This is a genomic window from Levilactobacillus cerevisiae (assembly GCF_003946245.1).
Taxonomy (GTDB): domain Bacteria; phylum Bacillota; class Bacilli; order Lactobacillales; family Lactobacillaceae; genus Levilactobacillus; species Levilactobacillus cerevisiae.
This window is the reverse complement of sequence record NZ_RHNN01000011.1, coordinates 46,606-73,150: the sequence shown is the minus strand read 5'-3', so window position 1 is coordinate 73,150 and position 26,545 is coordinate 46,606. Positions and strand designations below refer to the sequence as shown.

Below are 26,545 nucleotides of genomic sequence, written 5' to 3'. Positions count from 1 at the left end.
ATGCCGCAATGGCTGACGGCACCTATACTCGTTTTAACAATTAATCCTATGAAATTAAAACGAGGTCTTTCCTATGAAAACTGTTATTATCTTTGATCATCCCTACACCGCTACCGCTGGCAACAACGTTCCCCATCACCGGTCATTTCTCGCGGCTTTGCTGCAACGGGTCATGACGCAACAACGGCAAGCACACAACGACGTCGACCTGATCGACCTCCACGCGGACGGCTTCAACCCGGTCATGTCCGCCGAAGACCTGAGTAACTGGCGGCGCGGCCGGGCGACGGATCCCCAGGTCGCCGACTACCAGCAACGCCTCTTCAACGCTGACCGGATCATCTTCATGTTTCCCGTTTGGTGGGAAGTCATGCCCGCCATGACCAAGGGCTTTCTCGACAAAGTCTACGCCAAGGGCCAACTGTACGACGCGCAGACCATGAAAACCAAGCTGACCAAGCAGCCGCGAATTGACATCATCACCACCATGGGCACGCCCAACCTGGCTTACCGCCTGTTGTTCGGAGCCCCACTGGCCAAGTTGCTCTTCCGTGGCACCTTCCTGAAGACCCGGCTATGGCATTTTAAATGGCACAACTTTGCTCAGGTGGAGAAGAAGTCGCTGCAGCAACGGGAACAGCTTTTACAAAAGTTTAGTGTTTAATAATGATTAAAGGCGCACATTAACTAATGAAAGCTAATGTGTGCCTTTTTGTTTATCAATGTTCATTTAATGACTATTTTTTAGATGTTAAGCCTGATAACTATTGTTTACGGGAGATTAGCAATCAATAACAAGTCAGTAGCCGTGAAGTCGGTCACCACACCAGTCCCTCACGCTTTCCCCCATAGTTATTATACCATGTTCCCCAGCGCAAAAACAGACTGGTCATTGCCGCAAAAGCGCGTAAACTAAGGGACTCGGAGGTGATTGGATGGCACAATCAGAGGCACACCATCTGCAGAAAATCTATCGGCGGTTAACCCGTGATCGTAAGCAACTCACGACGCAACTGGCGGACCTGGCCGAAACGGCGCGCACCATGAAACGGGCGCTGGGCAGTGAGGGCCACCTCGACCTAGGAACCTTCAGCGACCAGCTGGATACCTTTGCCAGCATCGAGGCCAACAACCGGCAAATTGATACCCTGAATGCCCGCCACGATACGGCCGTCACCCGGCTGGCGCACGCAAACTTGCTGTTACCTCAGGCCTACTTTGCCAAGCTCCAGCTGGACTTTGGCGACGGGGATGCCGAGGACCTTTACCTCGGCAAGGTCGGGTACACCGACGAGCACAGCCACGACCTGGTCTACGATTGGCGGGCTCCGGTGGCTGACGCATACTACGCTAATCGGACGGGGGCGACCAGCTATCAAGCCAATGACCGCGCTATTCCGGTCACCGTGGTCGGGCGCCAACAATTTGTCATCGACCACGACCACCTGGTGAAGACCGTCGACACCCACGCGGCGATTGGCGATCCCCTGTTGCTGGAAGTCCTAGCTGGTAACCGCAGCGGCGGCCTCCAGGAAATCACCACCACCATCCAGCAGGAACAAAACGCCATCATCCGTGAGAGCACGCACCCCGTCGTGATTGTGGACGGGGTCGCCGGCAGTGGCAAGACGTCCGTGCTCCTGCAACGGGTGGCCTACCAACTGTACCGCCACCGTGAAAGTTGGACGCCCGCCGACATCTTAATTTTGACTCCCAGTACGGCCTTTAGCCGCTACATTCGCGGCGTTCTGCCAGCGTTGGGCGAGGCCGAGCCCCTGAGTACGCCCTACCTGAAATTGGTGCAATCCTGGGGCCGGCGATTTGGTTTGACCATTACCACCACGGCAGACAACCACCTGCCACAACTGGCCACCCTGCTGCAACAACCGTACGACCAAACGCCAGCGGGCCTGTTACCGGTGGCTTACGACCAATCCAGTAGCCACGCCAGCCTGTTGAAGCGCATGCAGCGGGCCTGGCGCTGGTTGACCGCCACTGACCAGGTTCCGGCCGACGTTAGCGCGTGGCTGGACTGGACTACCTTTGCCCATGACCTCGGCCTCCCGCAGTTGACGGCGTACGATCGACTGTACCTACTACTGCAATTTACCGCCTACCAGCAAACCATGACCGCCGCCCTGTTCATTGACGAGGCCCAGGACTACGACGCGGCCAGTTGGCTGTTTCTTACGACCCTCTACCACAACGCTGAAATCACGATTGTGGGCGACCATCGGCAACGCCTGACCGGCACGGCCACCGACATTGCGAGCTACTTTGAGCCGGCAAAAACGGTGACCTTGCACCTGACCACTAGCTACCGCGCGACCGGCGCCATCACCCGTTTCTTTGCCCAGTACGCCGGCAGTTGGCAACCGAAAATTAAGGCCGTTCAGGCGGAAGGGACCCGGCCAAAGCGCGTGGCCCCGGGAGAGTTGTTGGATTTTCTAACGACTAACACCCTGCCAGCGAGCCAGAGTCTGGGCGTACTAACGCCAACCACGGCGGCCGCGAGCGCCTTGGCCCGGCAACTGCCCAACGCGCAATTCTTAACCGCGACGGCAACCCGGACGGTGCGGCCCGGCATCAACGTCATGGCTCTGGCGGTCGCCAAGGGACTAGAATTTGACACCGCCGTCGTGACGGACTGGGATAGTGCCTTCTACAACGCGCCTGATCTCGGCGACCACCGCCGCTACGTGGCGGCTTCGCGGGGAACTAAGGATTTGATTATTAGCTGAATTGCTTAAAAAATGGGTCCCGGCGATTACTGTCGAGACTCATTTTTAGGAGGAATTGTTTTTCGTTATTAATAACAAAGATATAACAATGCCACCGCTTTGATTTTTACCTCTTGACATAAACCGCATTTTCCCAGTATTCTTTAAAGTCGCTATAATTTGCATTATAAAAGGCGCGAACCATTCAGTCCGCGCCTACATTTCACCTATTCACTAATCACTAACAAAGACTTAATCGCTTCCCGCTTGTCCATCGCCGCGTAGGCTTCTGCCACGTGGTCCAGGTCAAAGCGCTGCGTGAAGACCTTGCCGGGGTGAATCTTACCAGTTAAAACAGCGTCCAGCAACACGGCCCGGTCGTACGTGGTAACGGAGGCAATCCCCCCACGCAGACCAATGTTCTTCCAGAACAGGTTGTTGGTGTTCATTTCAGCCTTCTGGGGAACCCCCACGCGGCCCACCACAGCGCCGGCGCGACCAACTTTCACGGCCGTATCCACAGACTGTTCCGTGCCGACACATTCGAGCACGGCATCGGCCCCAGCGCCATCCGTCAGTGCCATCACGTGTGCAACGGCTTCGTCGCCCCGTTCAGCCACGATGTCGGTCGCGCCAAATTCAGTGGCCAACGCTTGCCGGTCAGCGTGCCGACTCATGGCGATGATCCGCGTTGCGCCACGCAATTTGGCAGCAATCACACCACAGAGGCCCACGGCGCCGTCACCCATGACAACGACCGTGTCGCCCGCTTTGACTTCGGCGGTTGCGGCGGCGTGGTAGCCGGTCGCCATCACGTCGGCCAGCGTTAACAGGTCGTTCAGTTGGGCATCCGTGTAGTCGCTAGGTTGGCCAGGCACCTTGACCAAGGCCCAATCAGCGTTTCTGAAACGCAGATATTCCCCTTGATAGCCAACGATTTCGTCGTCAGTCTGCGCGTTTTCACAGTTGCCATCAAAGCCGGCCAAACAAGCGGCACAGTGGCCACAACCGTGAGTAAAGGGAGCAATGACAAAGTCTCCCGGTTGGACGTTGGTCACAGCGCTGCCGACACTCTCCACGATACCAATGGCTTCGTGGCCGACCGGTGTGTTCTTCTGGCGATCGTTAATCCCGCGGTACCACCACAGGTCGGAGCCACAGACACAGGCGCGCACAATTTTAAGTACAGCGTCGGTTGGGTTCTTGACGGCTGGTTTGGGGAGTTCTTGTGCCTCGACTTTACCTGGTTCAACGAAGACTGCTGTTTTCATAAGATATTTCCTCCATTTTCTATTTGTTACGCTTAGTCTATACCTTTAAGCCCACTTCAGGGCAAGCTTTTATGCCAAATGGGTCCACCAAGTGGTCAGGGCTGCTTCGGCCGTGGGCAATTCACCAGCCGTGAGACCAATCCCAGCAGCCACTTTCGCCGTGGGTACCAGGCTGGCAAAGTCCGCCTCATAGTTGCCCGGCGTTCCGGCATCCGTGTAAAACGGCGCCACGGTACCGCTGAAGCCTGGTAGCTGTGCTAAGAAACGCCGTACGGGAGTGGCGACGGTGCCACCCCAAACGGGCCCACCAACCAGCACGGTGTCAAACGACCGCAAGTCGGGTAACGCGTTGGTCAACGCTGGCAACTGCCCACTGGCGAGCTGTTGACTAGCGGTGTCGGCCGTCGCAAACATGTCGCTGGGAAAGGTGCCCGCAGTCACGGTCAGGTCCACCGCAGTCCCACCCGTCACCCGTTGGAGCAGCGCCGCCATTTTTGCCGTCGTGCCGGACCAAGAGTAATCAACAATCAAAACGTTTGTTGCCATCCGAAAGATCTCCTTTGCATTTGTTGTTGCTCTAAGCATACAACCTTGCAGTAGGTTGAAGGCAAGGGTTATTTTTGGGGGAATGGAAATTACGCGCCAATCCAGCCTATTATTTTGAAAGGCGCCTCTTTTTCAAGTATTTAGACTATTAATCCTGGCCACTCACTTTCCACTAGCATTAATCATCGTCCTTCTATCTCAAAACCTGATCATTTCCCAACCTACTCAGAAATAAGCTATAATGGGTTTAAATTTGTAGAAAGCTTGGTGATTTAAAGATGGCTACCAATAATATCGACAGTGTTTTCAAGACCGCCGATAAAACAAATATGAACGATTTATTAAACGGCGCCCTATACGAAAAAGATCCGGCTAAAAAGGCCGTCTTGTTGGCACTTTACAACTACGTTTTAGGTGAGCGACAGAAGAAAACCATCAATCAAAAGGGGTTTGTCCGCTAATGGTTCAGCCAAAGTTCATCATTGTTGCCAACACAGTAAGCCACTCTAAAGAACCAGCAAATCACAAAACCTCAATCCAGCATAACCGAATTGAGGTTTTGTGATTTTGAGGAACTGCAAAATGCGATTTCACTCTAAAAATCTTGATGTAGCTGTCCCTGCAAATTTACCGTAATTTCTGACCCATGGGTGCAATCTTCAAAGAAAAACTTTAAAAAAATAACCCGATTATCTTTGATACCGATATAACCATACTTATAGAAGTTTTCATTATACATCTTGTCACTCGTATATCTAAGCGTTGACTGCGTCCGATTACTTCTTAACACAAAGTAAGTATCGTGAATTGTATTCACATTGATCACCGTGGCCTCATTATTTTCACCCTGCACGATCAGTGTTTTCAGTTCATTGTCTTGGCTTAACGCGGCAACCTTAATGCGGGACTTTTTGGGGTTGACCCAAACGTTCTTAGTCAGTTTACTCCCGTGGGTCAGAAAGGCGATTGGGTCTTCATACTTGCCAGCAGTTAACGCCCCCGCGTAAATCCATCCCAGCTTTTTCCCAGTCGGTGTAACTACCTTCATAAAGGTGCCATGTAAGCGTGTTTGCATTTTTTCTGTAACGTACAATGTGCGGAACCGATAATTGGACCCGCGATGTTGTTCCCGGACTTTTTGCTGGGTCCCCCGCGGTTGATTCCAAAAGTTATACCGGTTGGACTTCAAAGTCACTGGCGTACGCTTGACTTTCGCTTGCGTCAAAACCGCTTTAACCCGCTTTACCGAACGCTGGCGAACGTAAACTGTCTTCCGTTGCTTGGGTTTAGCCTGTCCGTTAGTAAAGGTCCAGGTCACCGCCTGACGTTGCAGACCAATATACCGTACACCCCGGTGAGTCAGTTCACCGTGCTTGAAGTAAATTGTCTGGGTACTGTGCTTCTTATGCTTAGTCGCAGACCACATAGATGACTTGACTGTGTACATCGACACCTTGCCCGAGTTAAGAACATAGCCGTAGGTCTGAGACTTGGCTTGCGCCGATGCGTTTCCCTGTGGTAATCCCAGAAAAAACAATGTAGCAATTAGAAGTTCAACCGTTCTAAAAAAATAATGATTATTCATTTACCATCCCACCTATCTACTAATTAATTGTTTAATCGAATACTGGTGTGCATTGGAAGCCCGCACATATTTTCCATTCCATTCATTTATTTCTTGTACTACTCGTATGTATGCTTTGCCCAGTAGCCCCATTGCCCTTATCAGCCACGCAACGTCAAGTATGCTCATATCGCCAAAAGTGTGAGTACCTCTACACTTTACAAATTAGTCTTAAATATTCTCGAAGTCAACGTTACGGTTGGTGAGTATTCAGCTACAAAATCTGTTTGCTCAATAAATGATTCGAATTGTTCCTCCCCCAATCCCTTGCGCCCCTCATCTTACAATCCTAGCGAGAATTTTTTTCACTAACTATTCCTCACCAAAAATAATTTTGAATTCCCGATACGCGTCGCCCATTTTCTCCTCAAAAAAGACACCGCCAGCCTATCCCAAAGGATAAACCAGCGGTGCTTTTCACACATATTCAGCGATACCAAACGCTACAAGTAAACCGGACTATCACCATCCGTTCCAGCCTTCGCAATCCCCAGGCTACTGCGGCTGTGTAGGGTCGGGTCCTTCATGATTTTCACAATCAAGTCGGCGATGCTCAACCGGGAAATCGTGGTGCCCTTGAACTGCTCGCCCTTCTCCGTCAGCTCGTAATCGACCTCATCGTTGTTGGTCATGTAGCCAGCCCGGATGAGGGTGTAATCAATGGGAGAGGTCTCAATCAACTGGGCCGCGCGCCGGGTGTCTTCCATAACTTCGTGGCCGATGGACCGCTCCAGCCAGGTGTCAAACTTCGCCGGTAACTCGTGGTACAGGCCCAGCCCGGTGATGTAGATCAACCGGTTCACGCCAGTTGCCGTCATTGCCCGCACAATGTTTTGAGCTAGCGGTTCAAATTTACCGCCCAAGTCCGCTAACACCAGGTCTTGCCCGGCCATGGCGTCTTTGAGTGACGCGTAGTCGTTAACATCCCCGGCAACCACCGTCTCGCGCGCCGGCTCCACGTCCTGCAACCGGTCGGCCCGCCGCAAGTACAGCGTCAACTCCGCATCGGTTTCCTTTAGCAGGCGTTCTCGTACCAGCCGGGCGATTTGTCCATACGCACCTAAAATTAAAATTTTCATCCTTCATCACTCCTTCGATAGTCTTACTTTAAACCTTCGAGTGGACTCGAAGACAAGCCATAGCTCGCAAACAAGTTTCCCGATGATACCGGAAAGGCCCCGACCAACTTTTATATTTAACACGGCCACTCAAACCATCTGGCTGGCCGGATCCACCACCAGCGCCTCCGCCATTAGGACTTCCGTGTAAATGTCATGGAGTAGGCTGACTTCCACCACGTGTTGGCGTGCTTGGTCGGCCAAAAAGGCCCGTTCGCTGGCAAACGCCTGCATCATTGCCCACCGTTGATCACGACTCTGCAGGATACTGATGGCCTGATGGTGACTGGTCATCCCGCGCCACCGCCGGAGAAACGCGCGCAACGGGTTGGCTTTCGTTTGGTCCTGCAAGTCGTAAATAACCGTGTACTTGACCGCTGCATCCAGGTCCAATTCGCGTACCCGGGCAACGCCCACGGCTGTCATTTGTTGGCGAATCCGTGCTAAAATTTCTGGCTTGCTCAGTGCATCCCCATCCTGTGGCAACAGCCATTTGAACAGCACGGTCGGCAGGAGCATGCTGACGATGATGACCACCGTTTCAACCAAAATAATCTGTTGGAACTGCGCCGCGCTGACCGCATTAACAATGGAAAAAGTCATCGCCAGCGTCACGGTACCGTGCACACCGCCCAACGCAAACAACCAGCTAGGACGCCACTGCCGCTTGGCAATAAACAGGTAGGCGTATCCCACGCGGCACACCACCAGCAGGCCGTATGCCGCCAACCCCAGCCAGAGCCACTGCAGCGACTGGAACATTTGCTGATACTGTTGGCGGACGATGCGTTCCAGACTGATGCCCAGAATCACGAAGACGGCGCCGTTTAAAATTTCTGCAATAAAGTTCATCAGCTCAACGCCTAAGTACATCTGCCGCGGGGCCGTAAAGCGACTACTGTTGGCCTCGCCGTTGTGAACCAGGCCAGCGACGACCACGGCAATGATCCCGGACACCGCTAATTTTTCGGCAATTAAATAAATGATAATTGGCGTGAGCAAGTAAATGAGCGTTTGCGACGACACCACGTTGGATTCCGTGCGGACGATCTGTTGGCGAAAGAGCATGACAACGAAGGCCAGGACGCCGCCGACGACTGCCCCACCCACGGCGGACACCACGAGTTGGCCCACGTTTTGCCCGAATGAGAGGTGGCGAGTCTGGAGCCACATCAGGCCGGCTTGCAAGAGAATCAGTCCGGTCGCGTCGTTAAACAGCGATTCCATTTTCAAATGATTCCCCAGTCGTGCGCTAAATTTACGGCCAGTCACGACGGATTCAAACGCCGTGGCGTCCGTGGGCGTGCTGATGGCAACCATGATCAAGGCGACGGGCAGGCTGACCGCAAAGCCCAGGTGCAGGCCGACCGTGGCAACCACCGCCGACCCAATCGCTAGGGCAAACGCCGTCCCCAGAATGCTGGGAATCCCCTTGCCCACCTTAACCATCGGCGTCAGCTGTCCCTCAAAGAAGAGCAGCGGCGCCAGGATCAGCAGCATGAAGATTTCATTTTCAAATCCCAAAATCTGTCGATTCAAGCCGGGAATCAGACCCACAATAATCCCTGCCAAGAGCGCGAGGTATGTCTTGGAAATGCGGGGCACCCACTGCGCCACCAGGTTCGCCACCGCGACCGTCAACAGTAACACAAAGCTCGATGTCATTAATCCCATCCGTCTGGCCTCCACTAAAGTCTATTTGCTTCTATCATACCGCAAAAGGGCAGCTACCCTGAAAGATAGCTGCCCACAATCATTAATCATTCATATCAAAGCCGTCGCTGGCCTTGCCATCATCCTGCTGGGCCACCTGGTCGGCGTGTTCCCGTTCCAGGGCCCGCAATTCTTCTTCGGTCGTTTCCATGTGATCGTAGAAGTGGTTGAGCTTGTAATTCAGATGGTCAATCGCCGACTGCAGATCGTCGCGCTTTTCTTCCATCACGGCCAATTGTTCCTGCAGTAACGCCTTTTGTTCCTTCGTGTTATCTTCTTGGGCATCAAATAGTTGAATGTAACGACGCAGATTTTCAATACTCATCCCCGCGGCCCGCATCTGGGTCACGAAGCGGATACGCCGAATGATGCGGTCGTCAATATCGCGGTTGCCCACCTCGGTCCGATCAATCGCGGGAATCAGGGATTCCTTCTCGTAGTAGCGGATAGCTGCGGAGGAGACCCCCGTTTTTTCACTCGCTTCTTTAATGTTCATTGCATTTCAGCTCCTCTAATTTAGTACACTGGCCGGTCTTGGCCCGCAGTTGCCGGGTCCGCCATCCCAATACTATCACGACTGTAGCGCGATGGGTCGGAAATAATGTTCACCACCACGTCCGCCACGCTCGCCCGGGAGCCGGAAACGCCTTCGTACGGCTGATCCTTGGTGGTCACGGTGTAGCTGACGCCGCGGTCGTTCAACCAAGGCAGGCGCAACGTGGTGTAGTCCAAGCCAGACGCCGCCAAGAGTGCATCGGATTGCCGCGCTGGCGCCATCCCGGCACCAATCGATGCCAAATTCCAGCGACCAAATTCACCGCCGACTTCATTGTAGAGCCCGAGCACGTTGGTAAACAGCACCCGGTCGACGTGGTTGGCCCGCATGCCGGCAATCACGCTCTTGGTCAAGCGGTTCTGGCCATCGTGATCCACCACGGCCACGAAAACCAGGTCTTGGTCGGCCATGGCGGCACTGACGGCGCTGGCATCGGTAATGTCGCCGTCAATCAGCGTCACCCGCGGGTTGGCTTGCAGGTCGGCTAAGCGACTGGCATCCCGCAAGAACAAGGTTAAGTTGACGTCCTGAAAAGCCGCTTCCGTTAAGAGTCGGTGTTCCACCAACCGGGCAATCTGGCCGTTCGCTGCTAAAATTAAAACATTTTTTGTCATAATGAAGACTCTCCTTTTGTCTGGTCGAGCCAGCGTTTGAACGCGCTGACGGTCCGTTCTAAATGCACATCTTGAATACTATAATTGGGCAAAACGACGGTCGACGCTGGCGTCAGCCGGGCTAGCACCTGCTGGGTGTCGCCCGCCCCGTAACCAGCGTTGGTCGCAAACGAGGCAAGCCGTTTACCCGCCAATTGGTTGCCGAACTGTTCTAAAAACTGCCGCATGGGATTCGCCGGGGTCATGGCCCAGATGGGGTGGCCCAACAGAATCAGTTGGTACTGACTGAGGTCGGGCAGGTCGGCGGTCAGTAGCGCGGGCCACTCGCGATTTTCCCGCTCCCGGGTCGCCCGGTCCACGCTGGCGCGATAGTCAACCGGATACGGGTGAGCGACGACTAATTCATAGCTGTCGGCGCCTAGATACTGGGCCGCCGTCCGCGCTTGCGCTTCCGTGTTGCCACTGCGTGAAAAGTAAACGATCAGGGTAGTCGCACCCGGCGTTACCTGGCGAACCGGCTGATGGCTAGCATTGGTGTCCGCCCCGTCGGATTGGGCCCCGCGGCCTTTCGGTAAACGATTTGTCATGCATTTTGCTCCCTTCCTAACGCTTTGATGACCCTAGAATAAACCTTCATGTGTACTTCAAGGCAAGGGGAAAGGTGAAATTTTTTTAGACAAAAAAATTTTCTGTATCCCCGTACTCTTTTATACAGCCCTATTTTCACTCTGATAATACAGAAAACTTATCAATTAAATTTGTGAAGCAAACTCAAGTTAAAGCATTTTTAGTGCTATTGTCTTCTACACAGAGAGGGGGACTGCAGCGTGAATAACAAGAACATTATTCTAATCAGCCAATTCGTGAATAACTTTGGAACCGGATTCTCCAGAATAGCGCTACTTATTTTAATCAGCACGTGGTTCCATAACGCTTTGTACATTGGCATCTTTTCGTTCACATTGTTTGTACCTGAAATCCTCTTAGCAGCGCCAATTGGGTACTTCGTTGATAAGAACCCTCAGCTCAAAAAACTACTCATTGCGAGTTGCCTCGCATCGAGTGCTGCTGTTTTCTTGCTGTTGGCCTGTGCATTTTTTAAAATAAGAGTGTTTTCACTTCTCGTTGCCGGTGCCGTTCTATATGATATTTGTTCAGCGTTCTTTGATCCCGTTGTCACTAAGCTCACCGTAGAGTGGTTCGATTCCGCCACCTTCAATCAAATTAACGCGGCTATTAGTACAGCAAGGATGGGTGCCAATCTCTTTTCCGGCGTATTAGTCACAGTATTAATGACATTAATCCCCCTATTCACGTTATTTCTATTTGACTTTCTTTCCTATTTAATTGTTGCTGGATTACTCACGAAGCTTGTTACGGTAACCAAGAAACCAACAACAGCTGCTCGAACACAGGTTGAAATCAAAGAGACCATCTGGAATGGCTTAGGGCTGGTCCATCAGCTACTCAAACAAGTTCCAGCACTTATACCGGTATTAACTACAGCACTCCTCTTCAATATTTTGCTTGCGCCTAATGATGTCTACTTTACGCAAATGGCCGCAAAAATATTTAGCAACACTAAATTAACTGGTATCATGGAATCTCTCTTCTCCATCGGATTCCTGTTAGGTTCTGTCGTTTATCGATTCCTCTCCACGAGAGTTAAGATTCACACATTCATTCGTATCGCAATCGTCCAAGTTCCAATTGCATTCTTGATATTTGGTCAATCAAGAAACCTATTTGGCTCCTTGCTAGGTCTGCTGTTATTGGGAGGCGCACTCCCTTTCTTCAACATTTCTTCCAAAACGATACTTCAGCAAAAAATCCAGAGTAAGAATCTGGCGGCTGTTTCAAACAGCTACTTTTCTCTGATCAACTTGAGCCAACCAGTGGGCTTGTTAGGAATTCCAATTCTAATTAACAGCTTGGGAATTCGCTTCTTTTTCTTTATTGGTGGTGTTGGATACCTACTACTTTCATTAATCATTATAGTCTCTGGGAAAATTTCACCACAATTAGATTACTAACAAAAGCTGCAAGCGTTGACAGTTGAATCGCCTACACAGAAGACTCCTCTTAGCTTAAATCAGTGATTAAAATTCACAGCCGCCCTTTTACTCTCACTTACCCAATCAACGCGTAAGTCTCCCGGAACTCGCGTAACACGGTCGCTTCAAAGCCGGCGATCTGCTGTTCGTCGAGTTGTTCCTGGCTCCGTCGTGGCAACAGGCCCGCCAACTGGAAATGCAAGGTGTCTTCCAAATATTTGCCAGCGTGGTCCAGGGATAATTGGCGACCCTGCACCTGGCGCAAGACCCCCTGCACCAACGTTTGGGCTTGAAATAAGACGAAGTCAACTGAGTAGAGGTCGAGGAAGAAATGACTGGCCTGCCCCTGGCCCACGTAAACCGCCAACTGCGCAAAGTAGCCTTGGTAGGCCGCGCTCAGCGTTTGGAACAGCTCCGGGTAGCCCTTGCGCAGGTCGGCCATAAACAAGTCCGTTGTGGACCCCATTAATAGGAGGGAATCCAACCAAATTGGCAGGAAGGTCGTCGGCGAGAACTGCTTAGGCACCGGGTGCTCCGCGATAAATTTCAGGTGGCGGTCGACGACGGCTTGGACGATTTCGTCCTTATTTTTAAAATACAGGTAGAGACTGGCCCGGCTGATGCCCACCGCCGTGGCTAATTTACTCATGGATAGTTTTTGAAATCCTTCGATTAAAATAATGTGATTAAGCTTGATGGTTAGGTCTTTTTGATTGATCATACTGGTCAACTCCTCTGAATCTAGGATAACATTTCTTGACGTTTTAGACAACCTAGAGTATTATTTGTCTAAATAAAACGAATAGAGGTTTTCCTGATGAAAAAATTGATTGTTTCCGGCGGCTCCGGTTTCGTTGCCACCTGGGTGATGACTGACTTGTTAACACACGGTTACGCGGTTGCGGCCAGCCTCCGCTCCCTGAGCAAGGCCGACGCCATCAAGGCGGGGATGAGTCGCTACGTCACCGCCGACCAACTTGCCAACCTGACCTTCTTCACGGCCGACTTGACCAGTGCCGCTGGCTGGGAAGATGCCATGGCGGGCGCTGACGGCGTGATTCACGTCGCCTCCCCACTGGGTCACGGCACGGAATCCACCGCAGAGTTGGTGGAAATCGCCCGCGATGGGGTCCGCAACGTCTTTCAGGCAGCGGCCAATGCTGGTGTGAAACGCATCGTGATGACTAGCTCCCAAGCCGTTTCCACGCCGGATAGTCACGCGACTGGCACGCTGGACGAGAGTTTCTGGACGGACCCGGCCAATCCCGAACTAGACCCCTACCGGATTTCCAAGGTGAAAGCGGAACAGGCGGCGTGGGCGTTTGCCAAGGAACACCAACTGGAGCTGACGACCATCCTGCCCGGCGCCATCTTCGGTCCCGTGATGACTGACAACCTCAGCTCGAATCGCATCCTGTTGCAACTGCTCAAGGGCCAACCGGCCATCCCCAAGGTGCCGTTAGAAATTAGCGACGTCCGGGATCTGGCCGTCCTGCACCGGCTAGCCTTTGCACAGCCCGCCGCGATTGGCCACCGCTACTTAGCCGCCTCACAGACGCTGACGATGCTGGCCGTGGCGCGACTGTATCAACAGCACTTCTCTCAGCTGCATTTACACGCGCGGGCAATGCCTAACTGGGCAACCCGGTTACTGGCAAAACCAATGCCAAGTTTACGCACCTTGGTTCCCATGCTGGACCGGCGCTACCACCACAGTACGGCGGCCGCCGAAACCGACCTGGGCTGGACACAACACACCCCGGCAGAAACCGTCTTGGCCGCTGGCGAGCGGTTGGTTAACCTGGGGCTGGTGAAATAATCTGGGGAAATAGGATTTAAAATAGTAAGAGATGTTAATTGTCACAAAATCGACAATTAACATCTCTTTTCTTTTGAGCTCCAAACACCTTAGAATTGTTAATATTACTTCTCTGCGTATGCGTCAATTCCCCCTGAATGGATTCAGAGGCTTGTCGCTCACATATCTTGCGACACAGTAGTTGTTAGCTTTGGAATCTTTGGATATTCACCGCCATTTTACTGATCTTACCGGCTAATTTCGGAATAGTCCTTTTAGATGCTCGGGTTGGAAATTTCCACATAGACTTTACTACCTCATTAATTACATCACGCATACTAAAAAATTCTTTTAACTTTTTGTAGCAGCTCATTTAATAGTTTTGCATGAATGTGTCCAACAATTTCACCGTGTCGGGCATTGAAATCATAATTGGGTACTTGATAAGTAATAATTGAACCGCTAATACCGCTATCATGATCCACAATCGGTGAATAAATTCTTTCATCCGTCTTAATCTTTGAAGTAATTGGCATGCACACAACCATCCCCATCGACAAATTATAGCCATTATTTGAAATAACAACCATCGGCCGCCGAATATTTCCCGTTTGTGGACTGTGGCCACCCTCTTCGTGACCAACATGTGGTTCAGCATCGATGAAAATTAAATCACCCTGTTTGGGACTCATTAGTCTTGCCGCTCCTTACCTACTGGACGCTCAACGCCATAATTTCCAACGTCATCCATCTCTGCCCGAAAGTCAATATCACTATAATCCCCATTCAACCATGGATTATCATCTTGCACTTTGTAAATCAGGGTACCATCCTCCTCCATCATTAGTAGGTACCTTTGGCCTTCTGAAATACCAGAGCCCACTGGTACAGTTAATGATAATGAATTCCCCGTTTTTCGAGTTGTAAATTCCCCGAGAACTCGTGGATTATTTGCTGCCATTGGTCTCGCCTCCTGTAAGTACCAGTATATACGTACTACTCTGTACTCACAAGTAATAACACTCGACAGATTAATGACAATGAACAATTTTCAAAATCCTCACGTCAATAAAAAATGCGAGCACCTAAACGGCTCGCATTTTTTCTAATCCATTAATTAAAGATTATCACCCTTAGCCCGTAACAACTCACCTAAAGCAGGTTGTTGGGTCAAATCAATGTGATTTTTCTTGGCGTAGGCGTCCACGGCGTCTTGGCCGTAGAGCTTGGCGTCCAGTGGCATGAAGGCCGTGCCGATTGGGTCGTCGTCTTTGATGACGGCGTTGACCACGATTGGCTTGCGATTGCCCTTGGCCTGCAGGTCCTTGATTTGATCAAAGACCGTTTCGACTTCTTCATTGTTGGTGACCGTAAAACCAATCGCACCAAGGCCTTCACCAACTTTAGCCCAGTCCGCGTCGGTCAAATCGACCCCGTACAGGTGTTGCTTGGTGTCGACCTGTTCGCGGTAAATGAAGCCGAAACGCCGGTTACTAAAGACCACGTTGATGACGGGCAACTGGTAACGGGCTTCCGTGATGATGTCGGGTGCGACCATCGCGAAGCCACCGTCACCGGACAGCGACCAGGACTGGGCGTCGGGCACGCTCAACGCCCCGGCTAACCCGGCTGGCAGGCCATAGCCCATCGTCGCAAATAACCCGGACAAGGCGAAGCGCTGCTGCTGATTCATCGGCAGGCCCCGGACCGCCCATTCGGAAACGTTGCCGGTATCGACCCCGTACGTATCCTTGGGACCAACCATTGACGCAATCTTTTTGGTCACAGCCTCGGGCGCCAACCCGTGACTGTCGTCGCCAGCAAGTTGGTCGAGCCACTGATTCCAGTTGGCTTTATTTTGCTGGTTGGCCTTGAGCCAGTCGGTTGCGGGCAGCGTTTCACCCGTGGCAATCATGGCCTGAAGGTAACTCTTGGCATCCCCGATCACGGCGTAGTCGACCGGCACCATTTTACCAATATCAAATGAATTATCGTTGACTTGAATGATTTTAATATTCTTTGGCCAGAACTGGGCGAATGGAAATTCGGAGCCCAGGAAGAGAATCAAATCGGTGTGTTGCAGGGCTTCAAAGCCCGACTTGGACCCGAGCCGACCAAACGTGCCAATGGCGTTAGGATGATCGGTCGGAATCACACCGGTCGCCGGAACCGTGTTGATGACGGGCACGTTGAACTGCTCACTGAATTTAACCAGCTCGTCACGTGCCCCCAGCAAGCCGCGGCCCGCATAGATCAACGGGTGCTTGGCCGCCTTCAGTAAGTCCAGGGTGGCACTCACGGCAGTGGAATCGATGGTTTCGGTAAACGTGTTCGCCACCACGTTGGGCGTCTTCACGGGTTCGTAATCAATTTCGGTGGCCGCTAAGTCTTCCGGAATGATGACGACGGCTGGCCCCTTTTGGCGGTAAGCTTCACGAATGGCTTGGTTGACCACGTATGGCAGCTGTTCCGCCGTGGTGGCCGTCCGGTTGTAGACCGCAACGTCACTGAACATTGGCGTCTCGTCCATTTCCTGGAAATAGTTCGTGTTCATCGCGGACTGGGGCACTTGGCCGACCAGCGCCAGCATGGGCACGTGGTCCATTTTGGCATCGTATAGCCCGTTGAAGAGGTGCGTGGCGCCAGGGCCCGCGGACCCAAAGGCGACACCAATCTTGCCCGTGAACTTCGCGTCAGCCGCGGCGGCGAGTGCGCCAACCTCTTCGTGACGGACCTGGATATAGGCGATCTGATCCTTTTCTAAATACAGACCTTCTACGGTATGATTAATTGAACCCCCGGGAATTCCATAAATGTGGTTCACGTCCCAGGCTTCCAAAACCTTAACTAACGCTTGTCCTGCAATCATTTTGGTCATAATTACTCGCGCTCCTTAATGGTCATTGCGGCTAACAATGCTGGTCGAAATGCCTCAAATTCTCTTAACAGGTTACAGCATAGTCCAGGTGTGGGGGAAAAGCCAGTATCTTTACTTACTTTTTGTTAGTGATTATTTTCACAGTTGCCCGGCCCTTTTAATGGGAACGAAAAAGCCCGGTATTACGCACTTCCCGGGTAACTGACCGACCACTTCATCCGCTCTCAGCTTGGTCTCAGTAGCTACGTTGACCGTCGAGACGGTCTTTTCCGCTTCACCTCATGTTATCTTCTCCTTTTGGGGCTATCCAGCGTATTTGAAGCACAGATTAATTATCAGTCTGCCGTTTATTATTAAAATAGTGTTTTAATTATCAAAAACAACTGTGCTTTTTTTAATTAGCAATCATCATCATTACAATCTATCCGTGGAACACAAACAAGGCTCAAACAATTATCATAATTGATAGTCATTTGAGTCTTGTATTATTAATTAACTAATATTACCTATAGAAGATGCTAAAGCTGTGACCCATCAGTCCACGCCAGCAATCACAAAGCTGAAGTCGTGGTCGACATCCCCCGCAACGTGGTACTGCGGTTCGACGTCGGCGCCCCAACTGTCGATGCCGCCGACACCACGGGTTGCCCCGTAAACTGTCAAGACGGTGCGACGGGCAGCTGGTAATTCTTCCAGGTGCGTGGCATTTTCCAATTCCTCGGGAGTATAGGGCAGGCAGCTAAAGGCGAACGGTTGGCCATTTTCCCGAACCGTCAGACTGAACGGTTGGTGGTCGGGGTCGGCGTTATTTTGCGTCGTCGCCCGGGTCACTTTGACCCAGTCGTTGGCCATGTGCATGCCGCATTCCTGGGGCACCATGTACGGCGTCACGGGCAGGCCGGCCACGTGGTAAGTGCCGGGCTTGCCGCCAGCCATCCGGTCGGGATACGTTTCGCCCGAAAGGCCCTGGTAGTCAAAGCCGGTCGCCGTGGTTGGCATCACGAACCGCAACCCCAAGACGGGCAACTCTGGTAAGCTGGCGACCCCGTTGTAGTGGGTGTTAACGGTCATTTGGCCATCCGCGCTCACCACGTATTGCACCGTGACCGTCGTGGCAGGCACGGTCGTCGTGGTGTAGGTAAAGGTAATCGCCACGGTCGTTGCCGTTTCGTGATCAGAATATTTATTATTTTCCGGCGCAATCGGCAGTGGAATCGCTTGGCCATCAACCGCCACGTCGATTTGGGTGCAGGTGCTAAACATGTCGGCCCCTAACCACGCCGCGGAAGTGGTCGAAAAGCCGTTACCGCGGTCGTTATCGGTGGTCGCGCGCCAGAAAGCCGGTTTCGGCGTCCGGTACAGCCACTCCTTGCCAAAGCGCACCAGCGACTCAAGGCCGCCCCGGTCGTAAGCAAAAATGTAGTGAAACCCGGGACCGCTGAGCCCCAGGGTCACGTCGCCGTAAATCACGTTTAATTTAGTCGTGTTGGCCATAGTAGTAGTCCACCTCCTGTAATGCTGGCTTCGGTGTCCGGTCGGCAAAGAGCAGGCCGTCACCGGAGAATTCGTAGTCGGAGTGCCGGTCGTCAAAGTCCCCACCGTAGCGGAGAACGGCTTGTCCGGTCACGTCATCCTTGGTCCAGAGCGCCTGGTCAATGTAATCCCAAATGAAGCCGCCCTGATACATTGGGTACTTATCAATCAAGTCGATGTAACTGTTCATGCCCCCGATGGAGTTGCCCATGTCGTGCATGTATTCACAGTTGACGAACGGCTTGTCGGGATCATTTTCCAGGTAATCGGCGATGGCGCGCGGTGGATCGTACATCATGCTTTCCATATCGGAAATGCGGTCCGCATAGACCCGGTTCCGGCAAACGCCTTCGTAGTGGGTCAGCCGCGTGGGGTCAACGTCGTGGTAGAACTTGTCCATCGCCGCAATGTCATCGCCGGCGTAGGATTCGTTGCCCAGTGACCAGAATAAAACGGCGGGGTGATTCTTGAACATTTCGTAGTTGCTCTTGGCGCGGTCGAGGACGGCTAATTGCCACTGTGGCAGGCTGCCCGGCACGTTGTAGGAGGGCTCAACGGCCCCCATTTTTTGCCAAGTGCCGTGGGTTTCCAAATTATTTTCGGCCATCATATAAATGCCGTTATGGTCGCAAAGGTGGTACCACGCGTCCTGGTCCGGGTAGTGGCAGGTCCGCACGGCGTTGATGTGATTGTCGTGAAAGACTTGCATGTCGTGGGCCATGTCGGCGGCGGTCACGGCCCGGCCGCGGTGGGCATCCCACTCGTGGCGGTTGACGCCGTTGATGACCAGACGTTGACCGTTGAGTTGCATAATTTTATTTTTCAGTTCAATCCGGCGGAAACCAACCTGGTAAGGGACGACTTCAACCAGTTTGCCCGCAGCGTCGCGCAGTTCGATTTGGAGCTGGTAGAGGTACGGGTCGTGGTGGTTCCAGAGGTGGACGTGGTTCACGGTCGTGGCGAGGTTGAGGTCGACTGCGGCGGTGACGGCCGTCGTCCAGACGGATTGACCGCTGGCGTCAAGCAAGTTGACGTTCACGGAACCCGTAAGTTGGTCGGCGGCGGACAGTTGGAGCGCTAATTTCAGCTCACCCGTGGTAAACGCATCGTCGACCCCGGCACGAATCGTCAGGTCCTCGACGTGGAGCGCTGGCTTGGCAACCAGGCGCACGCTGCGGAAAATCCCGGAGAAGCGGAACATGTCCTGATCCTCGAGGAAGGCGGCCGTGCTGTGCTTAAAGACCTCAACGGCTAGCACGTTGTCGCCAGCTTGCAGGTCAGGCGTCAGGTCAAACTCGGCACGGCTGAAACTGTCTTCGGCGTAACCGACGAAATGGCCATTTAGCCAGAGGAACATCGCCTGTTCGACCCCATCAAATTCAACGCTGATGCGCTGATTTTCCAACTCGGAGTTCAGCGTAAAGTGTTTGACGTAAGCCCCGACCGTATTCTCGGGGTCGGTACTGAACATACCTTTTTCGGGATGGTCGGCGCCCATACTGTAGGCGGGCCGGCGGTAATGCTTGCCCTCCCAAGGATAGGCCGTGTTGATGTACTGAATCTGGCCGTAACCGGCGAGTTCAATGTGGCCCGGAACGGCTAACCGATCGAAGTCAGAACGGTCGTAATCGGGTTCATAGAAGCCCACGGGACGGTGCTGGGGATCCTGCGCAAAGGCAAATTCCCAGGTGCCATCGAGGCTTTGGACCAGACTACTCTGTTGTGCAGCGGCTTCAGCAATCGTGGCGTAACCGCGGTGGTCGCTGTGAGCGGGTAACTGGTTGACCCGAAAGGTCTGGGGATCATCCAGCCATGAAATTTCTGCTTTCAAAAGTCTTCCTCCTTTTTTAAAACGCTTACATTGGTTATTATACAACAGATACGGCCAGATGCCAGTGAAGAAGGCGGGTAATGTTGCTTGCTAGCAGTGCCTCCGGGCTGGCGCAAATGAGACCGGACCGCTGTGGGCGGCCGTCTGGAGCCAAAAGGCGGTCTCCAGACTTACTTTGAGCCGCCTGCGGCTCAAAGATACCAATTGCCTAACCGGCCAAGTGCGCCGCTAAGGCAATTCCCACGGCTTGGCTCATTTGCGCCAGCCCTGCGGCTTACATGGCGTTAGCCCGTTTAGATTGGATGACTCACCTTCACGTGGCAGTCTAGTTGTAGTCACTAGCTCTTGGCCAATAATCATGAGTCACTAAATGGCCTCAATTGACGCCACACAAGTAAAAGCGCAGCCAACCATCTGCTGTAGATGGTGACTGCGCCGTTTTGAATGCAATGTGTCAGTGACTCCGCTCGGTCAAATTCGCCCAGCAACGTTAACCGGAGGAAGCCAGGGACGGAGCCAGCTGTGTCGACGGTGTTGGTCGGGGTATTTGCCCGGCCTACTCCGTGGGACGACCTTGGAGACACGCGTACTTCGTGGCTTCAAGTCGAGGTGGAAGCCCGTTCTTTGGCTGGAACCGGCCCCATAGCAGGCGGAGCTCCCTGGAAGCCGCAGGTGACCAGCCCCAGCCAATTTGGCAAGAAGGCGGCCAGCGCCGATCCGATCTCATTTTCACCAGCGCGTTAAGCGCCAGCGTGGGCCTGGAGAACCTCATGCAGCGCATCGGGGAGCGTCGACAACGGCCGGCCCAGCACGTCGGGCAAGTCAGTCGACGTGACGTCCAGCTCGCCGGCCCGCATCATATCCTGCATGGCCGTTAGCACGCCAATCAGCTCTGGCCCCAAGCCGGCTGCCTGCATGGCGGCACGGTAGGTCGCGTCATCCACGCTCTTAAAGGTGAAGGACTTTCCCGTCAGCGCGCTCAATGTTTCGGCTAGATCCGCGTAGGTCCGGGGTTCGCCGCCAAATTCGTACACGGCCTTAGGTGCAACCAGTGTCATGACCCGGGCAGCGGCCTCGGCGTATTCACGTTCGAGGGCGAAGCTAATTTTACCCCGGCCCGCCGCGTAAACGGCGTCTTGGCCCTGTGCGGCAGCCTGCAGATAGCTTAATTCATTTTCCAAATACCACGCGTTGCGCAGGAAGCTGACCTTGAGCCCACTGTCGCGTAATAATTGTTCCGTGGCGACGTGGTCCTTGGACAGCGGCGACTGAGCGGTATCGGCGTGGGCAAAACTGGTGTAGGCAACGAAGCCCACGCCCGCCTTTTGCGCGGCTTGGACCACGTTAGCGTGTTGCTGCTGGCGCGGGACCTCCCCACCGGGAACCGACGAGATGAAGAGTAACCGGTCAATCCCACGCAAGGCGTGTTGCAGGGCGGCTTCGTCGGTGTAGTCGGCTTGGCGAATGGTGATGTCCTCAGGCAAGACACGTTGAGCCTTCTCGACATCGCGGACAATGGCAACGATATCGCTGATATCCACAATTTTACGGAGGTCCTGAATGACAAGCTGACCGAAGCGCCCGGTCGCAGCAGAAATTGCGTATTTCATAATTGATTATCTCCTTCTCTTATTTTCTAAGTTGCAGATTATCATAACTGGTTGTGACTTTAAAAGCAACAAGTTTGTCTTTTTAATTTTTCTCGCCGCGCACGCAGCTTGTGAAAAAGAGTCTGGGATGACACTCCCCCAGGCTCTTTTCGGATCCCCCAACCTCTATTTCTGAAATGGACGACCTACGATTGGTGATACCAGCCTAGGTAATCATACTTGCTTGACCAGGCGTTTTTGAATTCAATTTTGTGATTTTTCTGAACGATTTGCAGGCGGGCGTCCTTGTCGACCAACTCGCCGTTCTGGTAAATACCCTTCAACTTGTAGGTGTGCTTCCCAACTTTTTGGTAACTCAGGTTCGTCCAGGTCGTCGCCGCTGATTTCACCCGCGACAGGTGAATCGTCTGCGCCTGAACCTTGAAATGCATGACAATCTTGGTGCCTTGATCCCGGTAGCTGCGTTGCCAGTTGCCCCGTAAAGCCTTGGGCGTGCCTTTGTGCCAAGTCGCCGCGTGGGCCGTTGTTGCCGCTGCCCCGCCGACCGTCACCGTAGTTAGGGCAACGATCATGATTTGTCCCCATTTTTGCATCGCGCTCGTCCTCCAAAAATAGTCTGTTCACCAGTTGTGGCTAACATTACCTGATTCCTGCCCACAGTATACCCTGTGCGGCTGAAAATTTCCGCTATTAACTATCGCGATAGTTGGCAAGTAAAAAGGATTCGACTTTTAATCGAACCCTTCACAAATCACTGTTTATTTTTCTTGGAAATGGCGACTGTAGGCGTCGACACCCTTCATGGCTTGGGCCACATCGTAAGGCGTCACCTCAAACGGCATCCGGCCCATGGTGTCAGCTGGTGCCGTGGCTTGTTTCCCAACCTTCAAGAGATCATCGTCACTGATCCCTTCAATCTTCAAATCTTTAAAGGTGGTTGGCATGCCAATGGCGAGCTCAAACTTCAGGAATTTTTCAAAACGTTCTTGGTCGGCACCTTCCAGGAACAGCTGGGTCAGCGTCCCGAAGGCCACCTTTTCCCCGTGCGTCAGACTGTGAATGGGGCCATCCAGCGCGGTCAAGCCGTCGTGAATGGCGTGAGCAGCGGCCAGGCCACCACTTTCAAAGCCGAGACCACTCATCAACGTGTTGGCCTCAACAATGTGGTCGAGCGCCTTGGTAACGGCGTGATCCTTCACGGAAGCAATGGCCGCCATCCCGTATTTGAACAGGGTTTCCTCACACTTGGAACCGATGGCGTTCCCGACCAAGGTCTGGTGACCATTCAACATGGTCTGCTTGTCACCCTTAGCCACCGCTTTGGCTTCAACGTTGGTCGCTAAGGCGTCAGCGATCCCGGAAGCCAGCAAACGAACTGGCGCGCCGGCAACCACTTTGGTATCGATCAGTACCAGGTCAGGGTTCTTGTCATAGAAACGGTATTTTTCAAAGGCGCCGTCATCCGTGTAGAGGACGGAGAGCCGTGAACATGGCGCGTCGGTCGAGGCCAGCGTTGGCAAAACGGCCACGTGAACGTGCAGGTCGTCAGCAATCGCCTTGGCACTGTCGAGCGTTTTCCCACCACCGAGGGCGATGATCATGTCGGTATCAAATTCCTTGCCGATGGCGTCAACTCGCTTGATTTCGTTGTCGGAGGCTTCCCCGTTAAAGGTCACCTGTTTCACGTCAATGTCGTTTTGCTTCAGGTAAGCCAGGTAATCGTTCCCGACGATACCGTAAACCACGCTATCCGCCAGCAGAACGGCTTTCGACCCTAACCGCTGAATGTACTTGGCACTATCAAACAAGACACCAATTCCTTGAACGTAAGTTGCGGGACTCCCAAAAATACTTTCCATGACACGAACCCCTTTCAAATTAGGCAAAAGATTATGTAACGTTTCTAACGAAACTAAGTATAGTTTCTTTTGCAAACGTTTTCAAGACCTGATTGTGAAAAAAATACCAAGTCGGCGTTGGCGGACTTGGTATCAGTGACTTAGACCATTAATAAATTTATTTTGAAATGACGCAACACCATCATCACCCCAGCCGTCACGCTATCATCCGTGATAACTGTAGAGACATCGGGCAGTGAAAACTGGTGAATCAGACTGGGCCGTTTAAACTTACTGGCATCCGTCAAGACAATCAGTTGCTCGGCACGGTGAGCCATCTCCTGAACCACTTCCGTCCGTTGGATGTCGGCGCCGGTGAAGCCTGCCGCGGGATCAAAGCCGTCCGTCCCGACAAAGAGCTGTTCCACGTGAAAGGACTGCAGCAGTTGCTTGGTCAGCGCCCCCACGGTCACCTGTGACTCGGGCTGGTACTGACCGCCGAGAACGAAGAGCGTCAGGTTCGGATAGCTGGCGGCCAAATTGGCAATGTAGGTCGAGTTGGTGACGATGGTCACGTGCTTTTCTTGTTGGCCCAGCGTTTCAGCTAACAGGGCACACGCGGAGCCAGACTCGATCATGATAGTCGACTTGTCTGCGACCAACTCCGCGGCGGCCCGGGCGATGCGGGTTTTCTGGGCGTGGTGTTGAGCCAGCCGGTAGTTCAAGTCGTTGGGATTGTTGATCATGGCAACCCCATGTTGCCGGATGAGTAGGCCCTCCGCCTCCAACTCAGTCAGGTCCTTGCGGATGGTAACCAGTGACACCCCCGTTGCCCGAGCTAGTTCGGTGACCGCAACCTTCCGTTGCTGATTGACGATTTGAATGATTTGTTCCCGCCGTTCGTGGGCCATGAGTACCTGCTCCTTTCGATAGAAAGCAATTATTTTCGACTTTCCATCAAGTGTACGCCAAAATAACCAGAACGGGAAATTTATAACCCGGGTTAATTTCCAGCACCGGCATGCCAGCCTGCCCGAGCGGCACCCGGCACAACTTTAACGATGGCTGCCACATTCGCACTAATCAGTGGCAAGACCATGAGCGCAATGAGGCCGATGCTCAACCAGATCACGGCCCGCGATAACGGCGCCCGGTGGTGTTACTGGTTGGCGTAGATTGTCAGCAGTAAGGCAATAAAGACCAAAACAATTGGTAGTTGCAACAAGGCCGCCGTATCCTGGTAATCCAGGCCCAAAGCCCAAGTGGCCAAGAAGCCAATCACACCCCAAAACAGGCCGCCGTAAATGACCCGCCCCACCGGACCAACGTCTTCCTCGTCGGCCACCGTGAGTTGGTCCATGAGCTCGGTGTCCCCACGAATCAGCTCATCAATTGACAAGCCAAATAGGTCACTGATGGCGACCACGTTGGCGAAACTGGGTAACGCGGTCCCCCGCTCCCACTTTGAAACGGACTGCCGCGAGATCTGTAGGCGCTCGGCCAGGTCCTATTGCGACCAGTGCCGTTGTGCCCGCTGTTGCTTAAGTTGTTCCCTAATTTCCATGACCATTCCTCCCCGAATGAACACCTTAATCATAGCAAACACCACGGAAAATTTCCCGGACTATTTGGTTGTCAACGCGGGTTTTAGCGGCGTTGCCGGCAAATATAACCCGGGTTAACTGCGGGGAAATGTCTTATTTCAGGTGCTTAGCGGTTGGGCGTGCTTGACGTTAAGGCTGCGTTTTGCCTGCCAAAAAAAGCCATCACCCTGGCTCGCGGTAATGACTGCTGAGAACTAACGCGACCCGTTTTCTAAATGAATCCCCACTGGGTTTGCCAAAAGAACATAAGTTCGGTGCAATTCAGCTCGGTTTCAGGTATACTTAACCTTAGACATTTTTCGAAAGGAGCCGGTTCCCATTTATCAAAAATTTGTTAAAAACACCCTCGGGTTGTTGGCTCTTGGGCTGGTCATCTGTAGTGGCTTACTGGCTGCTCACGCCCAAACGGAGAAGCCCAGCGCCCTGGTCAAGGTTGGCGATTATACGGCCAGCACGGACTTTTTAAACCTGAGTGCCTACTACCAGACCACCCGTCCCGTGACGGTCAAAGTCGCTTATTACCCAACTTATAAAACGGGTCACGAAATCAGTCAAAAACTCACACTCCCCGCTGGCATCACGGTGGCCGGTAACCTAACTACGACTAAAGCGGGCAGTTACTTGGTCCCCAGCCTCCAATTATTCTTGGCGCGGTTAAGTTACCCGGTACTGGCTAACAGTGCCCGTCCGGGTTATACGATTGACCCCGGCGCCAGCGCGTATGATCCGCAGGCAACCATCACGGATACCACCAAGCTCTCTGCGTTCAAGCGGGTCAAGGCTCCGGACTACATGCCCGGCTACAGTCACGGCGACCTCTACGTGGGTGGCGCCGATGCGGCTCTGAGCCCAATTGAACCCGATAGTAAGAGTATCCGCGTCACACCGGATGGCTATTTAGAAGTTCTACAATATGACGCTAAGGCCAACGCCGGTCTGGGCTTTTATCAGAAACCCATCGGCATGGCCAAAATTACGAAAACGGCCTTCCACGACCCTAACCGGACGCTGTACTTTAGCCATGCCGTTGCGGGAATTAAGACCACCCGCGTTAGCCACACTGGCAACGCCCAATACAAACTAACTTTAAAAAATCTGCACCAGCCCCAACACACGACCGGCAATCCGGAAACGGGGACAGCGGGGACGTTTGATAGTCTGTACCGCATTGGCGGGCAAACCTATTACACGTTCATTGGCTACGATGGTGTCAGTGATTAAGCTCTCGGTGGAGGGC

At 53.0% G+C, this 26,545-nt stretch carries 25 protein-coding genes and 1 pseudogene; 6 read left to right on the top strand and 20 right to left on the bottom strand.

Annotated elements, in window-relative coordinates; all coding sequences use genetic code 11:
• Positions 1-73 precede the first annotated feature (73 nt).
• On the top strand, positions 74-664 hold the full coding sequence (locus EKM99_RS07035; protein WP_125582263.1) for an NAD(P)H-dependent oxidoreductase: 591 nt from the start codon (positions 74-76) through the stop codon (positions 662-664).
• Between the two features lie 271 nt (positions 665-935).
• Positions 936-2,741, top strand: a complete 1,806-nt coding sequence (locus tag EKM99_RS07030; RefSeq protein WP_125582261.1) for a UvrD-helicase domain-containing protein — start codon at positions 936-938, stop codon at positions 2,739-2,741.
• 206 nt (positions 2,742-2,947) lie between these two features.
• Here the strand turns inward: EKM99_RS07030 and EKM99_RS07025 are convergent, their stop codons facing one another.
• Complete coding sequence (locus EKM99_RS07025; RefSeq protein ID WP_125582259.1) at positions 2,948-3,991, bottom strand: zinc-dependent alcohol dehydrogenase family protein; 1,044 nt, start codon at positions 3,989-3,991, stop codon at positions 2,948-2,950.
• A 69-nt stretch (positions 3,992-4,060) separates the two neighbouring features.
• Positions 4,061-4,537 carry a flavodoxin gene (locus tag EKM99_RS07020; RefSeq protein ID WP_164511550.1) on the bottom strand — a complete coding sequence of 159 codons (477 nt, stop codon included), beginning with the start codon at positions 4,535-4,537 and terminating at the stop codon, positions 4,061-4,063.
• 278 nt (positions 4,538-4,815) lie between these two features.
• Here EKM99_RS07020 and EKM99_RS07015 point away from each other — a divergent pair, with 278 nt between their 5' ends.
• Positions 4,816-4,998 (top strand): hypothetical protein, encoded by a 183-nt coding sequence (locus tag EKM99_RS07015; protein ID WP_125582255.1) that lies wholly within the window; start codon positions 4,816-4,818, stop codon positions 4,996-4,998.
• A 134-nt stretch (positions 4,999-5,132) separates the two neighbouring features.
• Here the strand turns inward: EKM99_RS07015 and EKM99_RS07010 are convergent, their stop codons facing one another.
• From EKM99_RS07010 to EKM99_RS06985, 6 genes are all read right to left on the bottom strand, one after another.
• Complete coding sequence (locus EKM99_RS07010; protein WP_125582253.1) at positions 5,133-6,122, bottom strand: GW dipeptide domain-containing protein; 990 nt, start codon at positions 6,120-6,122, stop codon at positions 5,133-5,135.
• Positions 6,123-6,604: 482 nt separating this feature from the next.
• Positions 6,605-7,240, bottom strand: a complete 636-nt coding sequence (locus tag EKM99_RS07005) for an NAD(P)H-binding protein (RefSeq protein WP_125582251.1) — start codon at positions 7,238-7,240, stop codon at positions 6,605-6,607.
• A gap of 129 nt (positions 7,241-7,369) precedes the next feature.
• A complete protein-coding gene (locus EKM99_RS07000) occupies positions 7,370-8,953 on the bottom strand; it encodes a cation:proton antiporter (RefSeq protein ID WP_125582249.1) in 1,584 nt (527 codons plus the stop codon).
• Positions 8,954-9,035: 82 nt separating this feature from the next.
• Entirely contained in the window at positions 9,036-9,488 is a 453-nt protein-coding gene (locus tag EKM99_RS06995) for a MerR family transcriptional regulator (RefSeq protein WP_125582247.1), read from the bottom strand.
• 20 nt (positions 9,489-9,508) lie between these two features.
• On the bottom strand, positions 9,509-10,162 hold the full coding sequence (locus EKM99_RS06990) for an NAD(P)H-binding protein (RefSeq protein WP_125582245.1): 654 nt from the start codon (positions 10,160-10,162) through the stop codon (positions 9,509-9,511).
• Positions 10,159-10,749, bottom strand: a complete 591-nt coding sequence (locus EKM99_RS06985) for a flavodoxin family protein (protein WP_125582243.1) — start codon at positions 10,747-10,749, stop codon at positions 10,159-10,161. Before EKM99_RS06985 ends, EKM99_RS06990 begins: the two co-directional genes overlap by 4 nt.
• A 240-nt stretch (positions 10,750-10,989) precedes the next feature.
• Here EKM99_RS06985 and EKM99_RS06980 point away from each other — a divergent pair, with 240 nt between their 5' ends.
• Positions 10,990-12,195, top strand: a complete 1,206-nt coding sequence (locus EKM99_RS06980; RefSeq protein WP_125582241.1) for an MFS transporter — start codon at positions 10,990-10,992, stop codon at positions 12,193-12,195.
• A gap of 97 nt (positions 12,196-12,292) precedes the next feature.
• Here EKM99_RS06980 and EKM99_RS06975 read toward each other — a convergent pair whose 3' ends face one another.
• Positions 12,293-12,937 carry a TetR/AcrR family transcriptional regulator gene (locus EKM99_RS06975; protein ID WP_125582239.1) on the bottom strand — a complete coding sequence of 215 codons (645 nt, stop codon included), beginning with the start codon at positions 12,935-12,937 and terminating at the stop codon, positions 12,293-12,295.
• Between the two features lie 96 nt (positions 12,938-13,033).
• Between EKM99_RS06975 and EKM99_RS06970 the strand changes: the two genes are divergently transcribed.
• On the top strand, positions 13,034-14,035 hold the full coding sequence (locus EKM99_RS06970) for an NAD-dependent epimerase/dehydratase family protein (protein WP_125582237.1): 1,002 nt from the start codon (positions 13,034-13,036) through the stop codon (positions 14,033-14,035).
• 317 nt (positions 14,036-14,352) lie between these two features.
• Here EKM99_RS06970 and EKM99_RS06965 read toward each other — a convergent pair whose 3' ends face one another.
• The 11 genes and pseudogenes from EKM99_RS06965 to EKM99_RS16155 all read right to left on the bottom strand — a co-directional run.
• Positions 14,353-14,706, bottom strand: coding sequence for a type II toxin-antitoxin system PemK/MazF family toxin (locus EKM99_RS06965; protein ID WP_125582235.1), 354 nt, complete (start codon positions 14,704-14,706; stop codon positions 14,353-14,355).
• Complete coding sequence (locus EKM99_RS06960; protein ID WP_125582232.1) at positions 14,706-14,975, bottom strand: hypothetical protein; 270 nt, start codon at positions 14,973-14,975, stop codon at positions 14,706-14,708. The genes EKM99_RS06965 and EKM99_RS06960 overlap by 1 nt, the downstream gene beginning before the upstream one ends.
• Before the next feature lie 156 nt (positions 14,976-15,131).
• Positions 15,132-16,892 carry a pyruvate oxidase gene (gene spxB / locus EKM99_RS06955; RefSeq protein ID WP_164511549.1) on the bottom strand — a complete coding sequence of 587 codons (1,761 nt, stop codon included), beginning with the start codon at positions 16,890-16,892 and terminating at the stop codon, positions 15,132-15,134.
• A gap of 534 nt (positions 16,893-17,426) precedes the next feature.
• On the bottom strand, positions 17,427-18,386 hold the full coding sequence (locus EKM99_RS06950) for a beta-galactosidase small subunit (RefSeq protein WP_125582228.1): 960 nt from the start codon (positions 18,384-18,386) through the stop codon (positions 17,427-17,429).
• Positions 18,370-20,256, bottom strand: coding sequence for a glycoside hydrolase family 2 TIM barrel-domain containing protein (locus EKM99_RS06945; protein ID WP_125582226.1), 1,887 nt, complete (start codon positions 20,254-20,256; stop codon positions 18,370-18,372). The genes EKM99_RS06950 and EKM99_RS06945 overlap by 17 nt, the downstream gene beginning before the upstream one ends.
• A gap of 740 nt (positions 20,257-20,996) precedes the next feature.
• Positions 20,997-21,866, bottom strand: a complete 870-nt coding sequence (locus EKM99_RS06940) for an NAD(P)H-binding protein (protein ID WP_125582224.1) — start codon at positions 21,864-21,866, stop codon at positions 20,997-20,999.
• Between the two features lie 185 nt (positions 21,867-22,051).
• Entirely contained in the window at positions 22,052-22,459 is a 408-nt protein-coding gene (locus tag EKM99_RS06935) for a hypothetical protein (protein WP_125582222.1), read from the bottom strand.
• Positions 22,460-22,624: 165 nt separating this feature from the next.
• Positions 22,625-23,725, bottom strand: a complete 1,101-nt coding sequence (locus tag EKM99_RS06930) for a glycerol dehydrogenase (protein ID WP_125582220.1) — start codon at positions 23,723-23,725, stop codon at positions 22,625-22,627.
• Positions 23,726-23,865: 140 nt separating this feature from the next.
• Positions 23,866-24,615, bottom strand: coding sequence for a DeoR/GlpR family DNA-binding transcription regulator (locus tag EKM99_RS06925; RefSeq protein ID WP_125582218.1), 750 nt, complete (start codon positions 24,613-24,615; stop codon positions 23,866-23,868).
• 248 nt (positions 24,616-24,863) lie between these two features.
• A complete protein-coding gene (locus EKM99_RS06920) occupies positions 24,864-25,130 on the bottom strand; it encodes a hypothetical protein (RefSeq protein ID WP_404819777.1) in 267 nt (88 codons plus the stop codon).
• Between the two features lie 12 nt (positions 25,131-25,142).
• A pseudogene (locus EKM99_RS16155) lies at positions 25,143-25,190 on the bottom strand (hypothetical protein); the annotation flags it as partial.
• 469 nt (positions 25,191-25,659) lie between these two features.
• Here EKM99_RS16155 and EKM99_RS06915 point away from each other — a divergent pair.
• Positions 25,660-26,529: a hypothetical protein gene (locus tag EKM99_RS06915; RefSeq protein WP_225419810.1), complete on the top strand. Its 870-nt coding sequence runs from the start codon at positions 25,660-25,662 to the stop codon at positions 26,527-26,529.
• Positions 26,530-26,545: the final 16 nt, after the last annotated feature.

Coding starts and splice junctions, on each gene's coding strand:
- EKM99_RS07035 (WP_125582263.1), top strand. CDS start 74: ATGAAAACTGTTATTATCTTTGATCATCCCTACACCGCTACCGCTGGC.
- EKM99_RS07030 (WP_125582261.1), top strand. CDS start 936: ATGGCACAATCAGAGGCACACCATCTGCAGAAAATCTATCGGCGGTTA.
- EKM99_RS07025 (WP_125582259.1), bottom strand. CDS start 3,991: ATGAAAACAGCAGTCTTCGTTGAACCAGGTAAAGTCGAGGCACAAGAA.
- EKM99_RS07020 (WP_164511550.1), bottom strand. CDS start 4,537: ATGGCAACAAACGTTTTGATTGTTGATTACTCTTGGTCCGGCACGACG.
- EKM99_RS07015 (WP_125582255.1), top strand. CDS start 4,816: ATGGCTACCAATAATATCGACAGTGTTTTCAAGACCGCCGATAAAACA.
- EKM99_RS07010 (WP_125582253.1), bottom strand. CDS start 6,122: ATGAATAATCATTATTTTTTTAGAACGGTTGAACTTCTAATTGCTACA.
- EKM99_RS07005 (WP_125582251.1), bottom strand. CDS start 7,240: ATGAAAATTTTAATTTTAGGTGCGTATGGACAAATCGCCCGGCTGGTA.
- EKM99_RS07000 (WP_125582249.1), bottom strand. CDS start 8,953: ATGGGATTAATGACATCGAGCTTTGTGTTACTGTTGACGGTCGCGGTG.
- EKM99_RS06995 (WP_125582247.1), bottom strand. CDS start 9,488: ATGAACATTAAAGAAGCGAGTGAAAAAACGGGGGTCTCCTCCGCAGCT.
- EKM99_RS06990 (WP_125582245.1), bottom strand. CDS start 10,162: ATGACAAAAAATGTTTTAATTTTAGCAGCGAACGGCCAGATTGCCCGG.
- EKM99_RS06985 (WP_125582243.1), bottom strand. CDS start 10,749: ATGACAAATCGTTTACCGAAAGGCCGCGGGGCCCAATCCGACGGGGCG.
- EKM99_RS06975 (WP_125582239.1), bottom strand. CDS start 12,937: ATGATCAATCAAAAAGACCTAACCATCAAGCTTAATCACATTATTTTA.
- EKM99_RS06970 (WP_125582237.1), top strand. CDS start 13,034: ATGAAAAAATTGATTGTTTCCGGCGGCTCCGGTTTCGTTGCCACCTGG.
- EKM99_RS06965 (WP_125582235.1), bottom strand. CDS start 14,706: ATGAGTCCCAAACAGGGTGATTTAATTTTCATCGATGCTGAACCACAT.
- EKM99_RS06960 (WP_125582232.1), bottom strand. CDS start 14,975: ATGGCAGCAAATAATCCACGAGTTCTCGGGGAATTTACAACTCGAAAA.
- spxB (WP_164511549.1), bottom strand. CDS start 16,892: ATGACCAAAATGATTGCAGGACAAGCGTTAGTTAAGGTTTTGGAAGCC.
- EKM99_RS06950 (WP_125582228.1), bottom strand. CDS start 18,386: ATGGCCAACACGACTAAATTAAACGTGATTTACGGCGACGTGACCCTG.
- EKM99_RS06940 (WP_125582224.1), bottom strand. CDS start 21,866: ATGAAATACGCAATTTCTGCTGCGACCGGGCGCTTCGGTCAGCTTGTC.
- EKM99_RS06935 (WP_125582222.1), bottom strand. CDS start 22,459: ATGCAAAAATGGGGACAAATCATGATCGTTGCCCTAACTACGGTGACG.
- EKM99_RS06930 (WP_125582220.1), bottom strand. CDS start 23,725: ATGGAAAGTATTTTTGGGAGTCCCGCAACTTACGTTCAAGGAATTGGT.
- EKM99_RS06925 (WP_125582218.1), bottom strand. CDS start 24,615: ATGGCCCACGAACGGCGGGAACAAATCATTCAAATCGTCAATCAGCAA.